Raw genomic sequence first — 25195 nt, forward strand, 5'->3', positions numbered from 1 at the left:
TCGTGAAGACGCCTCCAAAGGTTCAGTGGAAGGCGACGCGGCCCTTGCCACAGCGGTGCGGGTTCGTCCGCTGCAGGGCCTGACGCTCGTCCCAGTCGATGGGGCCGAGGTCGTCGTCGAAGTGGGTGAAGCTCGGGGGGGCGTCCATTTGGAAGCCCATCCGGGCGATGGCGCCGACGCTCTCGCCGGTGACGGCAGCGATCCGGCGGTTCAGTTCGTGCTGGGGCATGGTGTGATTCCTTGAAGTGGAGTGGGAAAAGATGAAGCGGCGAACCGGTACCGAGCCGATCCGCCGCTTCGGGGGAGGTGAAAGTGGTCCGCCGAGCCTTCAGCCCGGCGGTGTCAGCAGGTTGCGGGTCAGCCAGTCGGCCTCCGCGGTCAACGCGTCGCTCCGCAGCGGAAACGGTCCGAGGACCGGTCCGCCGCTGGGCGAGAGGTCCGCGGTCCATCCGCCGTGCGGGTGCGGTTCGACGTGACTGGCCCGCACGACGGCGCTGTCGCCGATCGCGCCGGCTTCGATCAGCTCGCCGTACAGCCCGCGGGCGTCGCCGTCGGGGCCGACGAACAACTCCTGCACAGCGCCGCTCATCGCGGGTTCCGCAGCACGCGGCGGCGGGGGGCGTCGGTCAGCAGCGGGTCGAGGGCCTCGGCCACGCCGGTCAGCCCCTCCCGCACCCGTTGTTGGAGCCAGCCGACGCCGGTCGAGGCCCGCAGGTCCACGGGATCGACGCCCCGCATCAGCCCCTCCGCCTCGGCGACCACGGCGTCCAGTTCCTCGTTGCCGCCGACGCTCAAGCGGCGAAAGCGGGCGAAGAACTCCGTGAGATTCTCGACGGCGGAGTCCCGGAACACCCGCGGTCCGCCGTTCTCGCCGCCGGTGAGGCGTTCGCGGAGGTGTTCGACCAGCTGTGCCAGTTCGGCGGCAAACGCCTGCTCGGCGAGCTGCACGGCCTGCTCGAACCGCTGCCGCACCCGGTCGCATTCCTGCTGGTACAGGCGGGGCGAGAGTCGGCGGAGGTAGTCCGGGGGTTCCACCGCGGGCAGATCCCAGGAGAGCCCGAACAGCGGGGCGAGGCTGGGCGGGTAGTCGGCGGGATCGAACAGGTCGCCCAGCCGGCGGCGGGCCCGGGAGACGAGTTCGTCGCGGCAGCGATCGACCTCCGCGGCGGCGTCGGCCAGTTCCGCCTGTAAGCCGCCCATCCGCCGTTCGAAGGCCGTCAGGTCGGCCCGGGGCAGCAGGCGGACGCCGGGCTCCGGGTACGGCAGGCTAGCGCTCTTCCAGTGACTCACCGCCGCGTGCCGCACCTTGGCGGCGGCCCGCAGGGCCGGATGCTTCGTATCCAGCAGCTTCTTGCTGGCGGACAGGCTGCCGGACTCGGCGTCGAAGGGGCTGGCGGCGTCCTCCTTCTGTTCGGCGGACAGCGTCCGCCGCAGGCCGGGCCAGGAGACGTGCAGCCGGACCGCGGCAGCGTCGCTCCGCAGGCGATCGGCGGGCGCCTGCTCACGGTGATCCCGCTCCTCCTCGAGGACGGTGATCTCTGCGGCGCCCTGGTCGGTCTCGGCGTCGGGCAGGTCCGGGTCGTCTGTGCGGGTACGCCCGCGTCGCGGCGGGCCGATCAGCAGGGTCATGGGCTTGTTCCTCAGGAGGGGGAAAAGAAAACGCCCCGGCGAAGAGCCGGGGCGTGGTGAAGGAGTTGCCGGTGAAGACCGGCGTCAGTTCAGCGAGTGGTTCTGCTTCGCGGGCCGGCTGGTCCGCCGGCGGGGGGCGTCGGGCGACTGCGAATCGTCGCCGGGGCGAAACACCCCGCCGGCCTCGGCGTCCAGGCAGCGGCCGCTGGCCCACCGCCGCAACTTCGCCAGCGGCTCCGCCGCGGAGACGCTCACCGGCACCACGTGCGTCGCCGCCTCGGCCAGGCTCACGCCCAGCAGGGCGCTCAACCGGCAACAGGATTCGATCTCGGCCCCGGTCCAGCCGACGTCCGCGGGCGTGGATTCGCCCGCGGCGATCCCGTAGCGCTCGCGGTACGTCTCCCAAATGCCCGCCCGCTGCTCGTCTCCGGGCAGGTCCAGGAAGAAGGTCGCGTCGAACCGCCCGCTGCGGGTCAGCTCCGGGGGCAGGCGGGAGGCGTCGTTGGCCGTGCAGACCACAAACACCCCCGCCGGTCGGTCGGCGAGCCAACTCAGCAGCGTGCCGAGCAGACGGGCCGAGACGCCGGAGTCCTGGGCGCCGCCGGAGGTCCCGGCCAGCGCCCGCTCGACCTCGTCGACGAACAGCACGCAGGGGGCCATGGCCTCGACGGTCGCCAGCGCCCGGCGGGTGTTTTCTTCGGTGGCGCCGACGAGGCCGGCCATCAGGCCGCCCACGTCCAGCGTGAGCGTCGGGCGGTCGACTTCGCGGCCCAGCGCCCGGGCGAAGCTGCTCTTGCCGACCCCGCCGGGGCCGAGCAGCAGCACGCCCTTGGCCTCGGCCCGCGGGGAGCCGTTCGTCAGCGCCGTCCGGCAGAAGACCTTCAGGGCCTGCATGCCGCCGAGGGCGTCGAAGCCGACGCCGCCGCGATGCAGCGACAGCGGACCGCCCGCGGACAGCTGCTTCGCCTTGAGTTCCCACAGCGGCCCGGGATCGAGCCGGCCGTGCCGCACGAGACTCAGGGCGAAGGCGTTCTCCGCCTCGCCGCGGGTCAGACCGGCGGCAGCGTCGAGGACCGGCGTGAGCGGCTCGGGCAGTTCGCCGGCCTCCGTGGCGACGCCCCGGGCGACGGCCTCCAGCTCGTCCCGGTCCGGCAGCGGGTGGGCGACGGTCGCGAAGTCCCGTCGCAGCTCCGGGGGCAGCTCTCCGGTCGGCTGGATCAGAATCAGGTGCGTCCGGCGGGTCTTGCCGGCGGCCAGCGCCGTCCGCACCGCGGCGAGCAGCTCCGGGCTGTTGAAGTACCGCTGCGGGTGCACCATGGCGAGCAGCGATGGCGTCTCGCCGTCGCCGGTGTTCGGCAGGGCGCTCACGGCGCTCTGCGGGTCGGTCGGACCGCCCTCGCAGTTTCCGTCGGCGGACCAGCTGACGAGGTTCCAGTTCCGCCCGCTGCACAGCCGGGCGAGGTCGCGGAGCACCTCGCCGGGCTCGTCGCTGGTCACCAGCACGCCGGGGAAGGCGGCGGCGATCAGCTCGGCCAACTTCCCGACCAGACCGGCGGCCGGGGCCGGCGGTGAGGAATCGGATCGGTCGCGGCGGGGACCGCGGTCTCGGCCTGGCTGCTGCGGGGACTGGCCCCGCGATCGACGCGGCATCGGCGTCTCCTTCGTGTGGGTTGAGGGGATGTGAAAGAACGTGCAGCCGATCAGCGGGCGATCAGGCCCGCTGCTCGACCGTTGGGGCGACAGACTCGGTCGCGTGGTACTCCGGGGTGAGCCACTCGGCGGCCTTGGCTCCGAGCGCCTCCTCGTACGGCCGGCTGGCCGCCTTGCAGGCGGAACCGGCGAAGCCCTTGGTCTGGACGCTGGTCTCGCCCTCGGGCGTGACGGTGATCTCGATGCGGGGGGTCATCAGGCGGCCCCCCCGTAGATCTGGTGCGGCGTGCCGCCGAAGCCGGCGGCCCCGGCGGTGACGGTCAGCTTCACGCCGCCGTCGGGCAGCGAAGTCTCCGTGATCCGGTGCCCGCGGGCTTTGGCCTGCAGCTTGGCGGCCTCGACGGCGTACGCCTGCTTCAGGCGGCCGAGGAAGGCGTCGTCGCCCCAGCGGCCTTCGTAGGTATCGCAGCGAACGTTCCCGTCGGATTGCACCAGCACGGGGTAGACGAACCCCGGCGGGCGGACGGCGATGCCGCGGTGCTCAGCGCCGTCGAAGAATTTGACGGTCTCCTGTCGCGGCTCCGGCAGTTTCAGCCGGACGCAGGCGGCATGGATCGCCGCGGGGTCTCTCAGTTTCGTCTCAATGGTGACGACGTGGCTCATGGGGCCGCGTCCTTTCGGGTAAGGGGATGGATGGAAATGCGGGATCTGCTATGGCAGCCGCAGCGGGCGGCGGAGCGGGTCCGGCGGGGGGCTGGTGTGTGTGGAAGGGACTTGCGGCGACGGACCGCGAAACCGGCCACGGCTGTCGCGGCGGGGACCGCGGTTCCGTTTGCGGTCGCCGCGGGGGCGCCGCTCGTCGTGCCGGGGTGGTGGGGGTTGGACGATCCACGCCCCCAGGGCGACCAGCGCCGCCCCGAGGGCGAGCAGCAGCACGGCGGGGAACAGGTCGTTCGCCCAGGGGCCGGACGTCGGTACGGGCTCGGCGAAGGCGAGCGGCTGGACTGTCAGGGGTGTCAGGGGCAGTCGAGTGGCCGCTGCGGGCGGCGGGTCGGGCATTTGTTCTTCCGACTGGGGAGGGGGGCCGGCGGGTATTCCGCGGGGTCGTCCTACAGTGCGGCGCTCCGGCTCCCCGTTTAGCACGCCGGAGCCGACGGCGTTCAGACTCACCCCACCTCCCGCATCACCCGCTCGGCGGCGGCGAGGTCGCGTTCGGCGTAGATCTCGCTGGCGCCGGTGTCGCTGTGCCCCGGCACGGTGCGGGTCAGCTCGATGCCGTACTTCGCCCGCAGCTGGGTCGCCCGGGTGTGACGGAGCTGGTTCGGGGACCAGCGACATGCAGCCCGATGCTCCTTCACCTTCGCCTTCACGGCGGAGCGTTCGGCGTTCGGCAACGTCTGAATGCCGACGTGCTTCGCGGCGAGATCCGCGGGAAGGGGGATGGCGTTCTCAGCGGCGCTGCACGCACCGGCGGTAGCTGGTCGTCGTGTACCGATGGCCGACGGACCGGACCGGTTCCTTTCTGCGGTTGGTCCCGACGCGACTGCCACAGGACTCAGAAGCAATCCGAGCAGCGGTCGCGGCGCCGCGGCGGGTCGCCTCCTTGGGTCGTACCCAGCAATGGTTCTCCGCTACTGTTCCCGAAGCGGGCAAGTGTTTGGCAATGAAGCGTCCAACTCGGCGAGAGCGGGTCGCAGGTGCCGTCCGTACCGCTCGACCGCCTCGAACGCCGCTGACCACGGCCGGGACGAGTAATGGCGGAACAGCAGTGGACCCGAGGGGTGCGGGCTGCCGTGGCAGAGGACCGTGTCGTTGACCTCGGCGGGCACGCCCGCCTTGGTCGCCCAGCCGCTGAACTGCTTGCGGACCGTGCCGAACGGGAGCCTCGGGACAGCGCCGCCGGCCTTTTCGCAGCGGGTACGCTGGGCCGACCAACGCTTCGCCACGAGGGACTGGGCGTTCTTCAGGGCCGTCCTGCCGCTGCCGCCGTCCCGGTAGAGCGGTCCCGAGTCGACGACCAGGACCCGCGATCCGTCGGCCGGTGGCGACCCGTTGCGTACTGTTTCGGATTCTCGCCATCCGTTCAACAGGGCGGCGGTTTCCCGCCATAGCGGCCACCACCCCGCGACGCCCGATTTCGCACGTACGAACCCCGCCCACCCGTGCGACGAATCCGGCACGTCCAGTCCTTCGCCCGCCCATGGGTGCGGCCCCGGCGGGTACAGATGGCCCCAGGTCAGACGGCCGACTTCCGCCGCCCCGCCGGCGAGGTTCAGGCCGAGGACCAGCATGAGCTGGTCCAGAGCGTCTCCGTGGCGGAGCAGCTTCGCGAGTTCGTCGTTTGTGAACGTTCGAACAACACCGGTGCCAGTGGCGGCCCGCTCGGCGGGGGTATCGGCGTCGACCTTTCGGTTGAGGCGGGGCAGGTCGGCGGGTTCCCGCCACCCGCACTCCCCGTCGAGGTGCATCCAATTCAGAGCCAGCATCAGTTCGGCGACCATCTGCCGGGCCCGCTTCACCGTGTACCGCCCACCGCGTCGGCTCTCGGGGCGGGCCCGCCAGAAGTCGATCATTGCCCGGCACGCATCGAGGTCCAAGGCCGCCAGCGGCGTGTCCGGGTGCCGGGCGATCAGCTGCCGGACTTTCGCGTGCCGGTCCGACGCTCCGCGAGCCTCCGCCTGCACGGCGGCGAGGTAGCGGTTGAACTGCTCGTGCAGGGTGCCGGGTACTGAGACGGGAGCAGCCGGATTCTTCACCACCGACGCCGCTCCCATCACAACCGCCGCCGCCGGGGCGAGGTCGTTCGGCGGGGGCGGGACCTGTTCGCCGAGTTCGACCAGTTTCGCCGCCGACTGGTATCCCGCCTTCACGCCCATCTTCAGCCGACGAACGACCCCTGCTCGATCACCGCCTGGCCGGTCGGCCTCGTGTAGCAGCAGGTCGGCGGGAATGTGTCGGGCCAGTCGGCTACGCACCGCCGCCCGCACCTGGGCCTCCCGGGGCTTCGACAGGACGTCCGGCGGCGCTCCGTCAGGGACTGGACCGAACGGATTGCCGGCGGCCCGATACGCGGCGGGACTGACGTCGATCAGCTCCCCCTGCCGCACGGACTCGGCGATTTCGACCGCCAGCGGGCTCCACTCGCCGAATGCTTCGTGGACCGTTCGCAACACGTCCCGCCGCCGGGCCGCTTCAACCTGCGAGACCTCCCGCGGGAACGTGAACTTCCGCCGCGATCCTGCCGGTCCCACCGAGACCTGACAGCGGCCTCTGGAGTCCGGCTTGGGCAGCCCCGTCTTGCGGGAAGCGGCGGGTTTCGGAGCAGCCATCAACGGGTTGGGAGGCGGAGGCGAGGGAGGCGCTCGGGACCGACTATGCCACCCGATATTCGCCCTTATGCCACCCACTATGCCACCCAGTCGTTCCTTTCGCGAGTCACAGGGAGCCCGCCAGGACCTCGGTGCGTTCTGCAATCCTTTGTCGGCAAAGCAGATACGAAAAAACCCGCCCCGGCGGACCGGGGCGGGTCAGTGGAGGCGGGGGGAATTGAACCCCCGTCCTGCGAACGCTGAGCCGAAGCCTCTACGTGCGTAGTCCTTTGATTGATCTTACGTCGGCCGGTTCATCGGACAAAACCGGTTCGACGCCAGCCCACCACGGGGTTCGCTTCATCAGTAGCGGGCGCTGGGATGAAGCTAGTCGGATTTGTGACCGACTTTCAGGCGCCTCCGACGTGGCCCCTTCAGTCGGCACGGTCTAGGGTTACTAGGCCGCGAGGGAGAACTGCGGTTTGGCAGTCATCGTTGTGATCGGCTTTTTACGAGGCCAACCGATCAACCTCGGCACGCCACCCCGACCCGAGACGGACCAGTCGAATCCGATCGCCCCCGGTACGGCGTGACCCGGAACCGCCCGCGACGTTCGCACGCGGCTCCGAACACGTCCCTATTATCGCACAGCACGCAGCATCGTCAAGAGGGGAACGCGGAGGCCCGGCCGGGCCTCCGCGATACGAACCTGACTTAGCCGTTGGAGTTCTTCTTCACCGTGTATTGGTGGTTCCGCTTGGAGACCACCTCGGCGTTCTGGATCTCGTCGCCGATCTGCAGGCTGTCCACGACTTCCTGTCCTTCGATCACCCGGCCGTAGACGGTGTGCTTGCCGTTGAGGTGCGGGGTGGGCAGGTGGGTCAGGAAGAACTGGCTGCCGGCCGTGTTCGGACCGCTGTTCGCCGCGGACAGGGTGCCGCGGAAGTGCTTGCGGGCGCCGGGGTTATTGAACTCGCTGTCGATCGCGTAGCCGGGGCCGCCGCGGCCGTCGTCGGTGGGGTCGTCGTTCTTGGAGTTCGGGTCGCCGCCCTGAGCCATGAAGTTCGGGATGACGCGGTGGAACTTCACGCCGTCGTAGAAGCCGCTCTCCACCAGCGTGATCATGTTCGCGACGGCGTTAGGGGCTTCCTCTTCGAACAGTTCCAGGGTGACGTCGCCCTTGGTGGTCTTGAAGACGACGCGGGGCAGATTCATCGAGGCCTGCTTCTGGCGGGTCGCCTGCTCCTGGGCCCAGAACTGGGCGTACTCCGGGGCGGCCTCGGCGAAGCTGGCGAACTGGGGGAGCAGCACGCCGGCGGCCTCGGCCTTGGCGAAGTTCTGCTGCGCCTCAGTGAACTTCTGCAGGGCGAACTGCGACGCCGGCAGCAGGTTCAGGCCGATGCGGTTCTGCGGGGCGGTGGCGAGCAGCTTCTTGGAGAACTGCTCCGCGTTGGCGTAGTCGTTCTCGCCGAAGGCGTTGGTGGCGGCCCAGACGGCGACCGACTCGCTGAGCTGCGGGGCGGCCTGGGCGGCGGTCATCAGCGCGTTCCGCTGCTGGACCACGTTTGTCTGGAAGTCCTTGAAGAGCTGCTCGCCCTCCGCCTCGATCTGCTTCTTCCGGGCCTCGTCGGCGTCGCGGTACTGCGTCTGCAGTTCGACGACCTTCTCGTCCAGGGCCGTCTCGCGGGCTCGGATCGCTTCGAGTTGGGCGTCAAGATTGCCCTGGGCGAACGCCGTCGGGGCCGGGAGGCCGGCGACGCAGACGGCGAGCAGCGCCGCGGTCAGCAGTCGGCGAGAGCGCGGCTGGAAGGAGAAACGCATGAGCGGTTTGGATCGGTCGAGAGGTTCGGGGGGATTCGGTGGCCGATGCTGACCGCCGACCCGGGCTCCGTCAACGGGGCGGACCCGATGGTCTCCCGCCAACACTGGGGGACGCCGCCGGATCGCCGGTCAGAACCGGGCGACTTGCCGCAGCGTAATCAAGCCCCAGGCGCCGATCAGCAGGTTGCCGACCCACACCGTCCAGCGGGGGTCGGCGTCCCCGTGCTTCGCCAGGTTCAGCATCCCCAACGTGATCGGGTAGTACACCAGCAGGATCGGCACGAAGCAGATCATGAAGGTGGTTAGGAAGCTGCTCCGGCCCAGCTTGATGCTGAACGTGCCGCCGATCAGGGCGAAGAACAGGCAGCTCGCCGCCATCGCCGGCCGGGAGTAGATCTCCGTGAGCACCTTGTATTCGGGGATGCGCACCTTCGTCGGCGCCGGCGGGGAGGGCGCCAGTCGGTCCGGCCGGGGGAGTTCGCCGAGCATGAGGTCCAGCGTGGCGACCGCCGCGGCGTGTCGCTCCCGGGCGGCGGTGTTCTCCCGCAACAGATCGAGTTGGCGGAACAGGTCGGTGGTCGTCCGGTGGCGGGGCTTCGTCTCCTCCTCGGAGTTGCCCAGCGGGAAGGAACGCACCTCCCGTTCAAAGTAGCCGTTGACCCGCCCGCCGGATTGGAGCAGGCCGTGGTGCATCTCCACCCGCACCACGTTCTCCTCCAAATCGAACGAGACGTTGGCCCGCTCCGCGGTGACGGTGACGGGGCTGCGGCCGGCCGGGGCGTAGCGGAACTGCGGGCCGATCAGCGTCTTGCCCTCCACCGCCCGGGCGGTGATCATCAGGCCGCGCTCCGGGTCGCTGAAGCGATTGGTCGTGCGGAGGAAGTCCAGGAACAGATCCTCCATCGCGTCGGAAACGATCTTCTGGATATTCGCCATCGCCCACGGGATGACGCGGTCGGTCAGCACGAAGCTGGAGATGCTGAGCGCCGCGGCCAGCAGGAACGCCGGGGCGAGCAGCGTGAAGACGTGGGCGCCCGCGGCCTTCGCGGCGATCACCTCCTGATCGCCCCCCATCCGGCCGTACACGATGCAGACGCTCAGCAGCAGCGTCGCCGGGATCGTGAATGGCATCAGCGACGGCACGATGTACGGCAGAATCTGTGCGATCTGCTCCGCCCCCAATCCTTCCTCGCTGGCCCGCTGGGCGACCCCCACGAACACCAGCAGGATCGTCAGCACCGCTAGCAGGAAGCCGAACACCCGCAGCAGTTCCCACAGAATCGCCCGTTGGATCAATCGCAAGGCGGCGTCTCCGGGGGCGGGCGAACGGGAACGACGGGAATGATAGCGACCGGACCGCAGGCGTGGCGGCCGAGCCTGGACGGCGGAACTCGGTTGTCGGTCGCGGAACGCGCCGAGGTCAATCCCGCACGGGCACCTACCCTCACGGGCCAGCGCACGAAGCCGCACGGGCCCGCATAAGGCGCTCGGCGGGGCTGACGGCCCGCACGGCCCGGACGTTCGGGCGGTTTCCGAGCGGGGCGCCCCCGGATTCGCTCGGAAACGGGTTGCCAGCGACGGGGCGGGGCGGTCCGATGCGGGAGTTCTCACGCCTCCCGATCCCTCCACCGCAGTGCCCGTCGTGTCGAATCGTCCGCGTCCCTTTCGCTCCCTCGGCCTTCGTACGCTGGCGCTGGGGGCGCTCCTCGCCGCGGCGTTCACGGCGGGCCGACTGTCCGACGGACCCCTCCTGCCGGTCGCCGGGGCGCAGCAGGACCCGGTCGACGATGCAATCGTCATCCGCATGAAGCAGGGCTACGAGGCGCTGCGGCGGGCACAACTCGCCCTGGAGCAGTCCGGCCACTACGTGCCCGCCGCCAACGGCGTGAACGCCTTCGTGACGTTCGCCGGCGGATACGACGTGCTGACCTCGCTGGAGAACGGCCGCGGCGTCGACCCGGAGACCTATGCCGCCCTCGAAGCCGGCTTCGCCCCCCAAGCCGTGCTGAGCGAACTGGGCCGCGACGGCTCCGGGCGCCTCACCTACAAGAATCGTCTCGTGCGGCTGCTCCCGAAGGAAACGCTGCGGGCGATGTACCTGCGGCGGGCCGAGGTGCTGGGCGAATCGCTCTGACCGCGGGCCGAGCCGGCGCCGCCGGGCGTCGTCGGCAGAACCGGCGCGACCTGTGCGTTCCTCGGGCGGATGCGGTCGGCGCGTCGTTCAGGTCGAAGTCAGAGAGCACGGCCCGGTCGCCCCGACCGTCCCCGCCGTTTCTGAAAAATCGAGCCCCGCGGGGCGCTTCGGCTGGAGCGTTCGCACAACCCGCCCGACTGGGCGAACCGGCTTGACTTTTCGGACCCGCCGCCGGATTCGATTGCCCGCTCGGGCGCTCCCGTCCGGTAGACTGGCAGCCGCCGGACCTCACTCGCCCCTTTCGCCTTACCCCGGGAGACGCCCCCATGTCGCTCCGCTCTCGCCGCCCGCTCCCGGGCCTGTCGTCTCCGGTATTCGGCCTGCCGCGATTGGTTCGCCGAGCCCTGCCGCTGGCCTTCGCCGCCGCCGTCGTCGCCCTCCCCGCCGCCTCCGGGCAGGACGGGCTGGCCGCCCCGCTGGAGCAGCAGGAACTCGAGGCTGAGTTGGGCGACACCGATCAGACGGACGAAATCTTCGACGACGGCAAGGAACGGGACGTTCCCAACGTCACCGGCACCCTGGGCGATCCGGCATCCGAGGACCGGTTCTCCGGCGACCCGCAAACCGCCCAGGACGCCGACGTCGACCTGATCACCCGCGACGCCTCGGCCGCCCGCGACATCGTCGCTCAGTCCTTCGATCGGCAGGTGGTCCGCACGGAGCAACTGGCGACGGCGGTCGGGCAGGCGATCGACGCCACCCGCACCTACGCGGCCCGCAACCCGGATCTGGCGATCGTCGAACTGAAGCAGGCCCTGCTGAGCGTTCAAACCGCCGAGGACGTCAACCCGGTCGTGCGGGCGCAGCTGGAACGCCAGTTGGAAGCCGAGATCCAGCAGTCCCGCAACCTGTCGATCCAGGCCGCCGAGAATCGGTTGCTGGTTCAGGTGCGGGAATCCGAGGAGATCGCCGCCCTCCGCGCCCTCGAGGCGCTGCGGACCGAAGAGGAAAACCTCGAACAGCTGATCGATCAGGTGCGGGCCTCGATCGACGACGCGGTGCACGGCGACGACTTCGCCTACGAGGAAGCGGAAGACTTCGCCCGGGCCGCGGTGAACCTGCGTCCCGGCAACATGCCGGCGACCGCGGCGGTGTTCACGTCCGAGGCGGCCGGTCAGCTCAACAAGGCGTTCCGCCTGCGGAGCATCCGCAACGACCGCTTCCTTGAAACGCTGTACCAGGTCGAACTGAGCCACGTGCCGTTCCCGGACGAGCCGCCCGTGCGGTTCCCGGCGGCGTCGGTGTGGGAGGAACTCTCCCGTCGCCGGAAGGCCCGCTACAGCGCGGTGAGCCTGCAGGCGGACAGCGCCGCCGAGGAGCGGATCCGGTCGGCGCTCGATCAGCCGACCAGCCTCGCCGGCCTGCGGCCGGGCGACACCCTCGCCGAGGCCCTCGACACCCTCGCCGGCATCCACGAGATCACAATCCTCCCGGACACCCCGCGGCTGGAGCTGGAAGGCGTCGACCTGCGGGACCTGCCGCTTGAGAACCCGCCGGTGCTCGAAGGGGTGAAGCTGAAAAGCGCCCTCAAGTTGCTGCTGGAGTCCGTCACGGACGTCCCTCTGACCTACATCGTCGAGGATGAGGTGATGAAGATCACCACCGTCGACTATGCGGAGGAGAAGCTGTTCACCCGCGTCTACCCGGTCGGCGACCTGGTCATCCCGATCATCTCCGGCGGCCTCGGCGGCGGCCTGGGGCAAGCTGTGGGCGGCGGCATGGGCGGCCAGGGCGGCGGCATGGGCGGCCAGGGCGGCGGCGGCTTCGGCGGCCAGGGCGGCGGCGGCTTCGGCGGCGGCGCCTTCAGCCTGCCCCCGGAGAATCTGCGGACCCAAGACGGCGCCGACGCGGAAAAAAAAAGCCGCTGACCGACGCTGAGGCGACCCCAGACGACGACCGCCCGGTCGGGACCCCCTCCCGCCCGGGCGGTTCCGCGTCTGCGGCGCCCGGGTCCGAAGGAGGGGGGACCGTGGCCCCGGCCGCTCTGCCGGACGGCATGGCGGAGGGACTGGAGATCGACCGCAAGTTCTCTCGCCAGATCCGCCAGCTCAGCCGGGCGGGCGAGAACGAGACGGTGATCCGCCTGCTCCGCGAACGGATCGACGCCGGCGAGGCCCGCCCCTGGATGTTCGAGGTGCTCGGCCTGACGTTGCAGTTGACGGGCGCCGACGAGGAGGAGGTCGCCGACGCGGTGCTCGGCGGGTTCAGTCCGGAGGCCGCCGACCCCCCGGCACTGCTGGCCGCGGCGACCTACATGCACCAGTTGGGCCTGGATCGTCGGGCCGTCGAACTGTGTCAGCAGGCCTCCGAGGCGGCCCCGGACGCCGCCAAGCCCTACGGGATGGCGTTGGAGATGGTCGCGCCGGACCAGCGTCCACTGGACGCGATCTGGGCCGCCGCCGGCGTGTTGCGCACCGCCTGGGGCACCCGGGCGGAGCCGGCCCGGGAGCGGGCGGAGTTGATCGCGGTCTCCGCGTTGCGGGAGCTGCGTCGCCGCGGCGACGCAGCGGCGTTGGCCTCGGCGAACGCCCAACTAGCCGACGCCCAGCGGGCCGACCTGATCGTCCGCGTCCGCTGGAGCGGCGACGCGGACGTGGATCTCACCGTGACCGAACCCCCCGGCACCGTGACCGGGCCGACCGTCCGTCGCAGCGCCGCCGGCGGCGTGCTGGTGCGGGACGGCTTCGGCCCCGACCGAGCGACCGCCGTCGAGGAGTACCGCGCCCCGGTGGCGTTCAGCGGGGTCTATCTGCTCGATCTCGGCCTGACGACCGGGGAGCCGGTCGGCCAACGGGTGCGGGTGGAGGTCGTGCGGCACTTCGGCTCGCCCTCCGAGAGCGTGGAGGAGTTCACGGTGCCGTTGAAGGCCGTGCACACGCCCGCCCTGATCACCCTCCGCGGCGGACGGCGGGTGAGCCTGACCAGTGTCGACGCCGACGCCCCGCCGCCGCGGGCCCGCCGCCTGCGGCTGGCCGACCTGACCGATCAGGGCGCCGGCGTGGCCAGCGGCCGCGGCTTCGGCCCGCCGCCCGGGGTGAACAACCAGATCACCGCGGGGGGCGGTTCGGTGGGCTATCAGCCGAACGTGCAGCTGATTTCCGAGGGCATCGCCAGTTCGGCGACCGCCGTCGTCAGCGCCGACCGCCGTTACGTGCGGCTGTCGCTGGCCCCGCAGTTCACGAACGTGATCGACGTATTCAACTTCACCTTCGCCGGCACGAACACCGGCGTGAGCGGCGGCGGCGGAGGCGGCTTCCCCCCCGCCGGCGGCGGCTTCGGCGGCCCCACCCCGGGCAACTGAGCGGGCTGGGCGAGCGGGAGACGTCAGTCCCCTGAGCGAACGCCGCGTTCGTTTACGCTGTGGCTCAAAGCGAATCCGGGGCACTCAGGGGGCTGACGCCCCCCGCTCGCCTTGGGCGTTCAGGCTCGCACCAGTCCCGGCGTCACGTCGCAGTCCAACGGGGCGAACTCGCCGCGTTCGAAGCTCTCCCACGCCAGGCCGGCCATGGCGGCGTTGTCGACGCACAGCTCCATCGGGGCGATGCACAGCCGCACGCCGCGGCGCTCGCACAGGTCCGTCAGGCCGACCCGCAGCGCCCGGTTGGCGGCCACGCCGCCGCCGACCAGCAGCGTCGGGCGACCGGTCTGCTTCAACGCGAGATCGCACTTGCCGACGAGCACGTCCACCGCCGCGGCCTGAAACGACGCCGCCAGATCGGCGATCCGCCGTTCGCCCAGCGGCGGGGCGGGAACCTCCGGCGAGTTCGGATTGCCCAGCGCCGCGTACCGCACCGCCGTCTTCAACCCGCTGAAGCTGACGGCCAACTCCGGCCGGTTCATCATCGGCCGGGGCAGGGGGACGGCCGTCGGATCGCCGTGCTCCGCGGCCTGCTGCACGCTGGGGCCGCCGGGGTAAGGCAGGCCCAGCAGCCGGGCGACCTTGTCGAACGCCTCGCCGGCGGCGTCGTCGATCGTGCTGCCGATCAGCGTGGCGCGCACGGCGTCCGGGCAGTCGTACCAGTTCGTGTGTCCGCCGGAGACCACCAGCCCGCAGGCCGGAAAGGCCTCCTCCCCGTAGGCGATCCGGCAGGCGTAGAGGTGCGCCCGCAGGTGATCGACGGCGATCAGCGGGAGGTCCCAAACGGCCGCCAGCGTCTTCGCCGCGGTCACGCCGACCAGCAGCGAACCGACCAGCCCCGGATGGGTGACGACCGCGATCGCGGACAGGTCCGTCGGCGTCACGTTTGCCTCGGCCAGAGCCTCGCGAATGACGGGCAGGATGCGTTCGACATGCGCCCGGGAAGCGATCTCCGGCACGACGCCGCCGAACCGCTCGTGCAGCGCCGCCTGCGAACTGACGACGCTACTGAGCACCGACCGATCCGCCGCGATCACCGCGGCGGCGGTCTCGTCGCAACTCGATTCGATCGCCAGCAGCGGGCCCGGCGAGCGGGGGGCGTCAGCCCCCGGAGCGTGGGGTTCTGCGTCGAGAGAACTCACGGGTTCGAAGACTCGTCTTCGTCTTCCGTGAGGACCTTCAGCGCCGCGGCGATGTGGGGGTCCTCCGTCGGCTCGTACTCCTCGTCCTGCTCCGGCGCCACGGCGCCGGCGGGGCGGTCGCGGACGATGCGGTCGATGTTCAGGTTGCGCCGCTGCGGCAGGGTGAGGGGGATGCGGTAGCCCTCGTTCGGCGTGACGCCCCACTCGCCGTCCTCGTCCGACTGGCGGGCCGGGCGGTTGATCGGGCCGGGACGCTGAATGTTGGCCCCGCTCGGCCGCAGGTAGGCCGCGGTGGTGAGCTTCAACGCCGTGCGGCCGCCGCCGAGGTTGATGACCGTCTGCACGCTGCCCTTACCCCAGGTGCGTTCGCCGATCACCACCGCCCGGTTGGCGTCCTGCAACGCGGCGGAGACGATTTCACTGGCGCTGGCGCTGAACCGATCGACCAGCACGGCGACCTTCAGCCCTTCCGCCGGGCCGCCCGGCAGGGCGTCGAACGACTGCGACGCGACGTTGCGGCCGGCGGTGGAGACGATGCGGCCTTCCTTGAGGAACAGGTCCGCCACCGCGACCGCCTGATCGAGCAGCCCGCCCGGGTTACCGCGAAGATCGAGGATCACGCCCTCCGCCCCGGCCTCCTTCAACTGGAGGAGGGCTTCGGTCAGTTCGCGGTCGGTGCCGGCGCCGAACCGGGTGACCCGCAGCAGGCCGATCTTCGGCTCGCCTTCCTCGCCCCCATCTGAGTTTTTGGAGGGCAGCAGGTAGTCCCAAGAGCCGTCGGCCCGGCGGGACTCGCCCAGCACCGTCGGCACCCGCACGTCCGCCCGGACGACGGTGATCTCCAGCGGTTCCTCCTGCCCGGGCCGCATCAGGCCGAGTTTCACCGGCTCGCCCTCCGGCCCCTTGATGCGGGCGGTGACCGCGGAGGGGTCGAGACCGTCCACGCTTTCGCCGTCCACCTTCACGATCATGTCGCCGGCCCGCACGCCGGCCTCGGCGGCGGGGGTGCCGGGCAGCGGGGCGGTGATCGTGAGGCGGCCGGTCTCCGTGTCCGGCAGGATCTGCACGCCGATGCCGATGAACTGGCCCTCCACCTCCCGGGTGAACAGGCCGACCTCCTCGTCGTCCAGATAGGTGCTGTAGGGGTCGAGCTTGGCCACCATCCCGTCGATCGCCGCTTCGAGCAGCTCCTCGCGGCTGACTTCGGAGACGTAGTTGCGTTCGATCTGTTCGAAGGAATCCGCGAACTCCCGCATCAGACGGAGCAGTTCCTCCCGATCCTCCCGCGGATCGACGGCCTTTTCGTCGGCGAGCGGCGGGGCGTCAGCCCCCCGTGCGGGTTCTTCCTGGACAGGCTCTTCCCGAGCGGGTTTCTCCTGAGCAGGTTCTTCCTGAGCCCACGCCACGCCGACGCCCGGCAGGGCGTCGGACCCCGTGAAGGCCAGCGAACCGGCGAGCAGTCCCGCGGACAGAGACCGAAGGCGGCGGGAGCGGGGCACGGGGCGATTCTCCGGGCGGGCGGGGGGAACGCCGGACTGGACCGGCGCACGGAACGGACGGCAGTGTAGGCCGCCCGCCGCCGTGCCGTACACTGGCCGCGTGCACCTGCCGTTTCCCGATCTCGAACTGGCGCCTCCCCCGGGGGCCGACGCTCCCGGCTCGCCTGCTCCGGGGGCTCACGCCCCCGGCTCGCCCGGCGGGGGGACGGTGCGTTTGCTGTGCGGCACGCCGCGGGGCGGGAAGACCGGGGCCCTGCTGGCCGAGTACGCCGCCGCCCTGCAGGCCGCGTGGGCCGAGGGCCGCACCGGGGCCTGCCTGTGGCTCACCCCGAACCGCCTTAGCCGGGCGGCGGTGCAAAGCGATCTGGCCCGCGAGATCGGCGGGCCGTTGCTCGAGCCGGGGGTGCGAACCTTCGAAAACCTGACGGACGAACTGCTCTCCGACGGCCGGCTGTGGCACGCCCTCGACGCGGCCCAGGGCGCCCCGTCACGAGAACCGGCGGGGGGCGAGGGTCGCCGCTACCGCGTGCTCTCCGGAGTCTCCCGCCGACGGGTGTTGCGGGCGGTGATCGACGCGGAGGCCGCCGCCGGCCGGCTGTCGCACTTTGCCCGCATCGCCGGGGCCGGCGGGTTCCTCACGCTGCTCGAACGCCAGGTGCGGGCCTGGAAGTACGCGGAGGTCTGGCCGGACGATCCCACCCTGCAATCCGGCGGCGCGGCCCGGCGGGACCTGGTGCGGCTGTACGCGGCCTATCAGGATCGCCTGCAGAACCCGCCGGACGGCGGCCCGCCGCTGTTCGACGCCGAGGGCCGCGTCTGGGTCGCCCGCAATCTGCTGTGCGGCGCCGGGGCGGCGCTCGGCTCCGACGGGTCGGGAAACGGGCGGCGGCTCGATCTGCTGGTCGCCGACGGCTTCACGAGTTTCACCGCCACCCAGCGCGACCTGCTGGCCGCGCTGGCGGCCTCCGCGAACGCGGCCGTGATCGCCCTGCCGCTGGAGCAGGGCTCCGGCATGTCGGCCAAACCCCGACCCGGCGTCCCGTACCGGCCGGACCTGTTCGAGCCGGTCTGGCGGACCGTCGACGAACTCTCCGACCCGCTCGCGGAGCAGGGCGGCGAGTCGATCTACCAGTGGCACGCCCCCCGCCGGCCGGACGACGCGTTGGGGCATCTCGCGGCGTGGCTGTTCGACGAATCCGCCGAACCGGCCCCGCGGCGGACCGTCGCCAAGGGCGTCACCCTGTACGCCGCCGGGCGGATCGAGGACGAGGCGCGGGCGACGGTCGCCGCGGTGAAGGGCCTGCTGATGCGGGGCGAACCGGCGGAGCGGGTGGTTGTCACGGCCCGGGACGTGGGGACTTACGCCGAGGAATTCTTCCGCCTCTGCGACGCCGGCGGGGTGCCGGTGGACGCGGACCGCCCGCTGCCGCTGGCCGGTCGGCCGGCGGTGCGGGCGCTGCTGGCCCCGTGGCGGGTCGAGGCCTCCGGCTGGGGGCTGCGGGGACTGCTGGGCGTGCTCCGCGACCCCTCGTTCGGCTTCCCCGCCGACGCCGCCACCGCGACGGCCCGCGTCCTGCGGTTTGCCAACGTGGGGGAGGACCGCCGCACGGCGCTCAAGGCAGTGCGCACCTTCGCCCCCGCTGCCGAGGGCGAGGAACCGAAACCGCCCGACCGCGACGCCCCCCCGGAGGCTGATCGCCGGCTGACGGCGGCCGCCGTGGAGGCGTTGAACGCCGCACTCGAACCGACCCGCACCGCGACGGACCCGGCCGGCTGGGTGGCGCGGTTGCGCACCCTCATCGAGACCCTGGGGTTCAATCCTGCCGCCGCCGAGTTGCCGCGGGAGCCGTGGGAGGACGACGCCGCCGACCTCGACGCCGCCCTCCGCTGGCTGAGCGAAGCCGCCGCCGAGCACGCCGCCGACGCGGACCCAAACCACCAGGCGGACGACGGGCTGCTCTCGCTGGGCGAGTTCCTGCACTGGGCGGACGAACTGCTGGCCGCGGCCCGCGTGCCGGGCCCGCCGGCGGCGGCGGGCGGCGTGGCATTCGTCGATGCCGAGACGGCCCGCACGGCGGGGTGCGATCACCTCTTTCTGCTTGGTCTGGGCGAGGGCCAGTTCCCCCGGCCGCCGAACCCCGCCGACCCGGCGCCGCCGCGGTCCGGGGAGGAGGCGGACGATCCCGCGGCCCTGGCCGACGCCAACGCCCGGGCGGAGATGCTGCTGTTCTACGGCGTCGTCACCCGGCCGACGAAATCGCTGACGCTCTCCTGGACGACCCGGGACGAGAAGGGCCGCGAACGCTTCGCCGGGCCGTTCGTGGAGGCGGTCCGCGATCTGTTCGCCCCGGATACGTTCCCGGAGCCGAAGACCGCCAGCCTCTCGCCGATCCCGGCGCTCGACCGCGCGCTGACCGCCGCGGACGCCCGGGCGCTGGCCGTGTCGGAGCTACGCACCGGCGGGCAGGCGGGGCCGCTGGCCCGGTTGCTCGTCACTCCGGGAGAGGCCCCGGCCGCCCGCTGCGTGCTGGGCGCCGCGACGATGCTCTCCGCCCGCAGTCGGACGAAGGGGCCGACGGCGTTCGACGGGCGGCTCTCGACGCGGTCCCAAGTCCATTGGGCGAAGCGGCGACCGGTCGGCTACCAGTTCAGCGCCAGCGAACTCGAAACGTTCGCCGCGAACCCGTTCCGCTACTTCCTCGACCGCGTGTTGCGGGTGGAACGGCCCGACCCGCCGGGGCTGCGGGAGGATCGGATGAACCGCGGCACCGCCATGCACGCGGCCCTCTCCCGGGCCTACCGGCGGGCGTTGGAGCAGTCCGAGGACGCTCCGACCGTGGAGCTGCTCCAGGAAGAAATCGCCGCCCTGAAGCCGCGGTCTCGCTCGCTGGCCCGCTGGCACGACGGGCTGTGGGAGACGGAACGCGCCCTGCTGGCGGCGTGGTCCGAGGCGTTCCCCACGCAGGCGGCCGCCTACGCCGGGACCTTCGCCGCCGGCTGGGCCGAGGGGCCGACGGTGCATCGGCTCGAAGCCGCCTTCGGCCGCCGCACCCCGGAGGAGGAGGACGACACGGAGGACCTGTCGCAGCGCCCCCCAGCCGCCCGCTTCCCGAACGACCCCGGCGGGGTGCCCGTCACCGGCCGCATCGACCGGCTGGACTTCGGGTTCGTGACGTTGGAGTCCGGGGAGACTGTCCCGGCGTACAACATCGTGGACTACAAGACGGGTTCGTCCGTGCCCAAGTTCACCGCGGAGCGGGTCGCCGCGGGGGCGTCCCTACAGTTGGCCCTCTACGCCGTCGCTGCCCGCCGCTGCGGGCTGACGCCCCCGGACGCGGAGCCGCACATGCTGGTGTATTGGGGTGTGAAGACGGAGGGGCCGCGGAACGGCATCTCCCGCGGCGGCAAGAAGTGCGTCGCCGAGTTGCTGCCCACCTTAGAGGAGGACCTCGACGCCGTGGTGCCCCTGCTGGCGGGGGCGATCCGCAGCGGGGTCTTCCCGATCTGCCCGGAGAAGGGCGAGACGCAGACGTTCTCCGATCACGCCCGCGTCGGCCGAGCCGCGGAGGTGCGGGCCGTCGCGGAGCGGCTCGAAAAGTGGCCCCCGCCGTGGCGGACCGGCCCGGTTGTGGGGGACGAGGATGAGTGAATTGCTCGCACCCGCTCCGGGGGCTCACGCCCCCGGCTCGCCGGCCGCTCCGCGGATGCACCCGCAGCAGGAGGCGGCGGTCTTTCATTCCGGTTCGTCCGTCGGCCTGAGTGCCGGGGCCGGGTGCGGGAAGACGTTCGTGCTGATCGAACGGTTCCTGCACGAACTCGACCCGGCCCGGGAGCAGGACAGTCCCGGCCCCTACGGCCTGCCGGCGGTGGTGGCGATCACCTTCACGGAGAAGGCCACCGCGGAGATGGTCTCCCGGGTGCGGCGGGAGGTCGGTCGCCGGCTCCGCGACCCGGCTCGAACGGAGCAGCGGGTCTGGTGGCGCACGATCCAGCGCCGGCTGGACACCGCCCGCATCAGCACGATCCACGGGTTCTGCACGGCCCTGCTGAAGGAGAACGCCGCCGCCGCGGACCTCGATCCGGCCTTCCGTACCGTCGAGGCCACCGAGGAGGCCGACCTGCGGACCGACGCCGTCGACGCCGTGCTCAAAACCGCCCTGGCCCGCGACCCGGCGAAGCACGACGACCCGGAGGCGCTGTCCCCCCGCGACCTCGTCACCCGCTGCGGGCTGACGGCGGTGCGGGGCGTGTTGCTCAACCTGCTCGACACCGACCGCGAACTGCTCGAGAAGCCGTGGACGACCGCGGACCTCGTCGCCGCCCGGGCCGGGGCGTGGGCGCGGGAACTGATCGACCCGCAGTTCGACGCCCTGCGGGACTCGGCCGACTGGGCGGCCCTGCGGCCGGTGCTGCAACGGAACCTGACGACCACCCCGGCGAAGGCCGCCGACCGGCGCACGCTGCTGACCGAGCTGGAACTGCTCCTCACCGGCCCGCCGCCGACGCCGGATCGGCTGCGGGACCGGCTGGCGGACCTGCGACCGCTGGCCCTCACCGGCAAGCTGGGGCAGTCGAAGAAGATGTGGGAGGGCGACGACTACGGGGTGATCCAAGCCCACCTCGCCCCGTTCCGCGGCGCGATCGACGGTCTGCTCAAGACGCTGGGCGACAGTCCGCCGGACTTCGCCGCGGCCCTGCCGACCGTGCGGGCCTACCTACCGCTGGCCGCCGCCGCGGCGAAGCGGTACGAACGCAGCAAGCGGGACACCGCCCGGCTGGACTTCGGCGATCAACTGCGGCTCGCCGCCCGGCTGCTCCGCGACGACGCGGTGCGGGAGAAGGTCGCCCGGTCGATCCGGCTGCTGATGGTCGATGAGTTCCAGGACACCAGCCCCGTCCAGGCGGAGTTGGTCCGCCAGATCGCCGGGCTCGCCGCGGGGGAGGACGCCGGCAAGCTGTTCCTCGTGGGGGACTCGAAGCAGAGCATCTACCGCTTCACCGGGGCGGACCCGGAGGTCTTCGGCCGGATGCGGGGCGAACTGGCGCCCGCCGGGCGGTTGCCGCTGACGAAGAATTTTCGCAGCCGGCCGGAGATCCTGCGGTTCGTCAACGCCCTGTTCGATCCGGTGATGCCGGCTTACGAACCGCTGGAATCGCCGCCGGTGGAGGGCGGGGGCGTCGGGGATCTGGAATCCGGCGGCGGGCCGCACGTGGAGTTCCTTCTGCCGACCGTCCCTGCCGGCCCGGACGGTAAGAGGGCGACGGCCGCGGCCTGCCGGGAGGTGGAGGCGAAATGGGTGGCCGCCCGCATCCGCGAACTGCTCGACGGCAGGCCGTGCGTGCGAGTCAAAGGGGCAGCGGACCGCCCGCCCAAGCCGGGCGACGTCTGTCTGCTGTTCCGAACGTTGGGCGACGTGAAGCTCTACGAGGACGCGCTGCGGGAGGTGGGCGTGGACGCCTACGTCGCCGGCGGCAAATCATTCTTCGCCCAGCAGGAAGTGCAGGATCTGGTGCACCTCCTCCTCTGGCTGGACGACCCGGACGACACCCTCTCGCTGGCCGGCGTGTTGCGGAGTCCGCTGTGCGGCCTATCGGATGACACTTTGTTCACTCTTACCGACGCCGAGGCGGTGGGGGAACGGCGATCCGCCCAAGCCGTTCAAGCCGTTCACCCCCCGGGGGCGGTCATCTTGGACGCCTTGGACGCCTCGGGGGAGAGTGTCTCCGAAAATCATCGGGGCAGTGTCGCATCGGTGCGACAGGCTCCGCTGGCCGCCGCCGTTCTTGATGACACCCCGTTCTCTCTGCTGGAGGATCAGGCGGAGCGTTTGGCCCATGCTCGGGTCGTGCTGCGGGATTTGCTGGCCTGCCGGTCGCGGCTCGGGCCGGGCGGGTTGTTGGAGCGGGCGGTGCAGGCCTTTGGGTACGACGGCTCCGTCATGTTGGAGTTCCTGGGCGAACGCAAGCTGGCGAACCTGCAAAAGCTCCTGCGCATGGCCCGCAACGCCGACGCCGCCCCCGAGGGCGGCCTCCGCGGCTTCGCGGCCCGGCTGCTGGAGAGCGTCAAGGAAACCCTCACCGAGGACGAAGCCGCCACCGTCACGCAGGACGAAAACGTCGTCACCCTGATGACCGTGCACGGCTCGAAGGGGCTGGAGTTCCCCGTGGTGGTCGCCTGCGATCTGGACCGCAAGCCGCCGTCGGTCTCGGTCTCCGGCACCTTCGACCCGGAACTGGGCCCGATCGTGCCGCTCTCCTGCCAGCACGGAGAAGACCTGATCGACCACGGGGCGGAGATCTGGAAGGCCCGGGAGCAGGTCGCCGAGGAGGCCGAAAGCGTGCGGGTCTTCTACGTCGCCGCCACCCGGGCGGCGGACCGGCTGATCCTCTCGGCCGCCCGACCGCTGGCGAAGGACGAGGCGCCCGGCGGCGCCGCGGACGCCCCGACGGGCGTGCCGCTCAAAACGCTGGACGCCGTGTTCGACCTCACCACCGGCAAGCCGCGGGAGGACCGCTCCGCGGGCGATCCGCTGTTCTTCGCTCCGCAGGTCCTGGTGCACCACGACAAGCCGGCCGGGACCGGCAAAGCCCTGCCGGGGCCGAAGCGGGGCACGCCGCCGGAAAAGTTCGCGGACGTGCTGCGGTCCACGGAACCCTGCGAACCCTACGACCTCCGCCGCCCGCTGCCGTCGCCGCGACCCTCCGCCGTGCATGTCGCCGAACTGGCGGAGCGTCTGGCGAGCAATGAAGAGCGGGACGAACTCGCCCGGTTCCCCATCGCCGAGCCGGGGGCGTCTGTCCCCGGGGAGGCGAGCGACGACCCGGTCAACTCGGAGACCGTGAGCGATCCCCTCGCCGACGCCCGCGGTCGATTAGCGGACGCACTGCAACTATCGCGTCGCGTCGAACAGCGGCGGGGGCTCGACTATCACATTCCTCCGCTGGCCGACGTGCTGCCTGCAGTGACGGGACGAATCGAACGGTTGATCCTGCCGGCGGCGCCGAACGGGGGCCGAACAGGTCAAGGCGTCCAAGGCGTTCACCCCCCGGGGCCGGACGCCTTGAACGCCTTGGGCATGTCGGCGGGCGTGGCGGCGGCGACGGCCGCGGAGGTGGCCGGGGTCGGGCTGCCGGATCGGCTCGTCCCGCGGTTATGGGCGGAGCGAACCGCGTTGGCGCCGCTGGGAGGAGGGGAGGCGGCCCTGCTGCTGGTCGCCGCGGACGGTGCGACCCGGCTCGTGCGCACGGAAGAACTGCCGGCGGGGGCCTGTTCCGACGACCGCGTCGCCGAGCTACTGCGGGGGGCCCTCCTGTGATGTCGCCCGATGCTCGTTCGACTCAGGGGGCTGACGCCCCCCGCTCGCCAGGGCCGCCGCTGTCCGACGTGCGGTGGTTGGAGTACCTCCGCGAGCGCCCCGATCTCGTCGCGGCGGCCGCCGAGCGGGGGAACGCCCCGGCGGAGCAGGCTGCCTTGCGGAAGGAGCACCCCGCGGAGGCCGTCGCCGCGGCCCTCACGCTGGCCGAACTCCGAGGCCGGGCCGTCGAAAAGTTTCGCCTCGGCGACCGCATGTGGTTCGACCGGGTCCGGCTCGAACAGGCCACCGGCGAAGCCGTCGCCCGGCACAAGGCCCGCCGGTTCGCCGCACGAATGAACGCAGGCGAGCCGGGGGCGTCAGCCCCCGGAGGGAACGGCTCGCCGGTGTTGGACCTCTGCGGCGGGCTGGGCGGGGACGCGATCGCTCTGGCGGAGTTCGTCCCCGTCCGCACCGTGGACCGCGACCCCGTCGCCGGCTGGATGGCGACGCAGAACGCCGCCCTCCACGGCGTGTCCGACCGGGTGACGGCGGAAACGGCGTCCGCGGAGGAGGTGAACGTGTCCGGGGCGTTCGTGCACCTCGACCCGGACCGCCGCCCCGGCGGGGAACGTGGGGCCAAACGGCGGGAGAAGCGGCTCGAAGATTACGCCCCGGACCTGTCGTTCATGCGGTCCCTCGCCGCGTCGGCGGCCGGCGGGGCGATCAAGGTCAGCCCGGCCTCGAACTGGGGCGGCAAGTTCCCCGACTGCGAAATCGAGCTGATCTCCCACGGCGGCGAGTGCCGCGAGGCGACCGTCTGGTTCGGTTCCCTCGCCGACCCCGGCGTGCACCGGGCGACTGTGTTGCTGGACGACGACACGCACACCCTCGCCGCCGACCCGTTCGCCGCGATTCCGACCGTCGGGCCGATCGCGGACTACCTCTACGACCCCGACCCGTCGGTCGTGCGGGCCGGGCTGGTGGACGAGCTGTGCGAACGGACCGGCCTTCAACGGCTGGACGACGCGGAGGAGTACCTCACCGGACCGCGGGTCGAGACCCCGTTCGCCACCGCGTTTCGGGTGCTGGCGGTCTGCCCGAACAACGCCCGCCGCTACCGGGCCGCGATCGGCGAGACGGGGGCCGGCGACGTGGAGGTGAAATGTCGCCACCTGCCGACCGACGCCGCCGCCGTCCGCCGCAAACTGCCGCTCACGCCGGGCGGGCCGCGGCGGACGCTGATCTTCGCCAAGCTCGAAGGCAAAGCCGCCGCGGTGGTGTGCGAGCGGGCGTGAGGCG

The 25195-nt window shown here is 71.7% G+C and carries 19 protein-coding genes and 1 other RNA gene; 6 read left to right on the plus strand and 14 right to left on the minus strand.

The window, feature by feature from the left end; genetic code table 11:
* Nucleotides 1-22: 22 nt before the first annotated feature.
* The 12 genes from CA12_RS16410 to CA12_RS16465 all read right to left on the minus strand — a co-directional run bounded on the left by CA12_RS16410 (nucleotide 23) and on the right by CA12_RS16465 (nucleotide 9710).
* Nucleotides 23-229 carry a hypothetical protein gene (locus CA12_RS16410; protein WP_145360107.1) on the minus strand — a complete coding sequence of 69 codons (207 nt, stop codon included), beginning with the start codon at nucleotides 227-229 and terminating at the stop codon, nucleotides 23-25.
* 99 nt (nucleotides 230-328) lie between these two features.
* Complete coding sequence (locus CA12_RS16415) at nucleotides 329-589, minus strand: hypothetical protein (protein WP_145360108.1); 261 nt, start codon at nucleotides 587-589, stop codon at nucleotides 329-331.
* Complete coding sequence (locus tag CA12_RS16420) at nucleotides 586-1629, minus strand: hypothetical protein (protein ID WP_242687960.1); 1044 nt, start codon at nucleotides 1627-1629, stop codon at nucleotides 586-588. The genes CA12_RS16415 and CA12_RS16420 overlap by 4 nt, the downstream gene beginning before the upstream one ends.
* 84 nt (nucleotides 1630-1713) lie before the next feature.
* Nucleotides 1714-3165, minus strand: a complete 1452-nt coding sequence (locus CA12_RS16425) for an AAA family ATPase (RefSeq protein WP_242687963.1) — start codon at nucleotides 3163-3165, stop codon at nucleotides 1714-1716.
* A gap of 175 nt (nucleotides 3166-3340) precedes the next feature.
* The gene (locus tag CA12_RS16430) at nucleotides 3341-3535 is read right to left on the minus strand and encodes a DUF2997 domain-containing protein (RefSeq protein WP_145360110.1); all 195 of its coding nucleotides are present in this window, start codon (nucleotides 3533-3535) and stop codon (nucleotides 3341-3343) included.
* Complete coding sequence (locus CA12_RS16435) at nucleotides 3535-3942, minus strand: DUF1257 domain-containing protein (protein ID WP_145360111.1); 408 nt, start codon at nucleotides 3940-3942, stop codon at nucleotides 3535-3537. Before CA12_RS16435 ends, CA12_RS16430 begins: the two co-directional genes overlap by 1 nt.
* Nucleotides 3943-3990: 48 nt before the next feature.
* Entirely contained in the window at nucleotides 3991-4338 is a 348-nt protein-coding gene (locus CA12_RS16440) for a hypothetical protein (RefSeq protein ID WP_145360112.1), read from the minus strand.
* 107 nt (nucleotides 4339-4445) lie between these two features.
* Nucleotides 4446-4673, minus strand: coding sequence for a site-specific integrase (locus tag CA12_RS16445; RefSeq protein ID WP_145360113.1), 228 nt, complete (start codon nucleotides 4671-4673; stop codon nucleotides 4446-4448).
* Between the two features lie 237 nt (nucleotides 4674-4910).
* The gene (locus CA12_RS16450; RefSeq protein WP_145360114.1) at nucleotides 4911-6608 is read right to left on the minus strand and encodes a hypothetical protein; all 1698 of its coding nucleotides are present in this window, start codon (nucleotides 6606-6608) and stop codon (nucleotides 4911-4913) included.
* Between the two features lie 199 nt (nucleotides 6609-6807).
* Nucleotides 6808-7168, minus strand: a transfer-messenger RNA (tmRNA) gene (gene ssrA / locus CA12_RS16455).
* 133 nt (nucleotides 7169-7301) lie between these two features.
* Complete coding sequence (locus CA12_RS22615) at nucleotides 7302-8408, minus strand: peptidylprolyl isomerase (RefSeq protein WP_207622024.1); 1107 nt, start codon at nucleotides 8406-8408, stop codon at nucleotides 7302-7304.
* Between the two features lie 129 nt (nucleotides 8409-8537).
* Entirely contained in the window at nucleotides 8538-9710 is a 1173-nt protein-coding gene (locus CA12_RS16465; RefSeq protein WP_165700810.1) for an LptF/LptG family permease, read from the minus strand.
* A gap of 340 nt (nucleotides 9711-10050) precedes the next feature.
* Between CA12_RS16465 and CA12_RS16470 the strand changes: the two genes are divergently transcribed.
* From CA12_RS16470 to CA12_RS16480, 3 genes are all read left to right on the plus strand, one after another.
* A complete protein-coding gene (locus CA12_RS16470; protein WP_165700811.1) occupies nucleotides 10051-10542 on the plus strand; it encodes a hypothetical protein in 492 nt (163 codons plus the stop codon).
* 326 nt (nucleotides 10543-10868) lie between these two features.
* Nucleotides 10869-12470 carry a hypothetical protein gene (locus CA12_RS16475; protein ID WP_145360117.1) on the plus strand — a complete coding sequence of 534 codons (1602 nt, stop codon included), beginning with the start codon at nucleotides 10869-10871 and terminating at the stop codon, nucleotides 12468-12470.
* Between the two features lie 101 nt (nucleotides 12471-12571).
* A complete protein-coding gene (locus tag CA12_RS16480) occupies nucleotides 12572-13903 on the plus strand; it encodes a hypothetical protein (RefSeq protein ID WP_145360118.1) in 1332 nt (443 codons plus the stop codon).
* Nucleotides 13904-14022: 119 nt separating this feature from the next.
* Here CA12_RS16480 and tsaD read toward each other — a convergent pair whose 3' ends face one another.
* On the minus strand, nucleotides 14023-15039 hold the full coding sequence (gene tsaD, locus CA12_RS16485) for a tRNA (adenosine(37)-N6)-threonylcarbamoyltransferase complex transferase subunit TsaD (RefSeq protein ID WP_145361603.1): 1017 nt from the start codon (nucleotides 15037-15039) through the stop codon (nucleotides 14023-14025).
* Between the two features lie 59 nt (nucleotides 15040-15098).
* Nucleotides 15099-16601 (minus strand): S41 family peptidase, encoded by a 1503-nt coding sequence (locus tag CA12_RS16490; protein WP_145360119.1) that lies wholly within the window; start codon nucleotides 16599-16601, stop codon nucleotides 15099-15101.
* An 82-nt stretch (nucleotides 16602-16683) separates the two neighbouring features.
* On the opposite strand from CA12_RS16490, the gene CA12_RS16495 reads away from it, so the two are divergent.
* Genes CA12_RS16495 through CA12_RS16505 form a run of 3 tightly spaced genes read left to right on the plus strand, consistent with a single transcriptional unit; the run spans nucleotide 16684 to nucleotide 25191 of the window.
* Entirely contained in the window at nucleotides 16684-20250 is a 3567-nt protein-coding gene (locus tag CA12_RS16495; protein WP_145360120.1) for a PD-(D/E)XK nuclease family protein, read from the plus strand.
* Between the two features lies 1 nt (nucleotide 20251).
* A complete protein-coding gene (locus tag CA12_RS16500) occupies nucleotides 20252-23917 on the plus strand; it encodes a UvrD-helicase domain-containing protein (protein WP_165700812.1) in 3666 nt (1221 codons plus the stop codon).
* Nucleotides 23917-25191, plus strand: a complete 1275-nt coding sequence (locus CA12_RS16505; protein WP_145360122.1) for a class I SAM-dependent methyltransferase — start codon at nucleotides 23917-23919, stop codon at nucleotides 25189-25191. The genes CA12_RS16500 and CA12_RS16505 overlap by 1 nt, the downstream gene beginning before the upstream one ends.
* Nucleotides 25192-25195: the final 4 nt, after the last annotated feature.

It is taken from the genome of Alienimonas californiensis (genome assembly GCF_007743815.1).
GTDB lineage: Bacteria > Planctomycetota > Planctomycetia > Planctomycetales > Planctomycetaceae > Alienimonas > Alienimonas californiensis.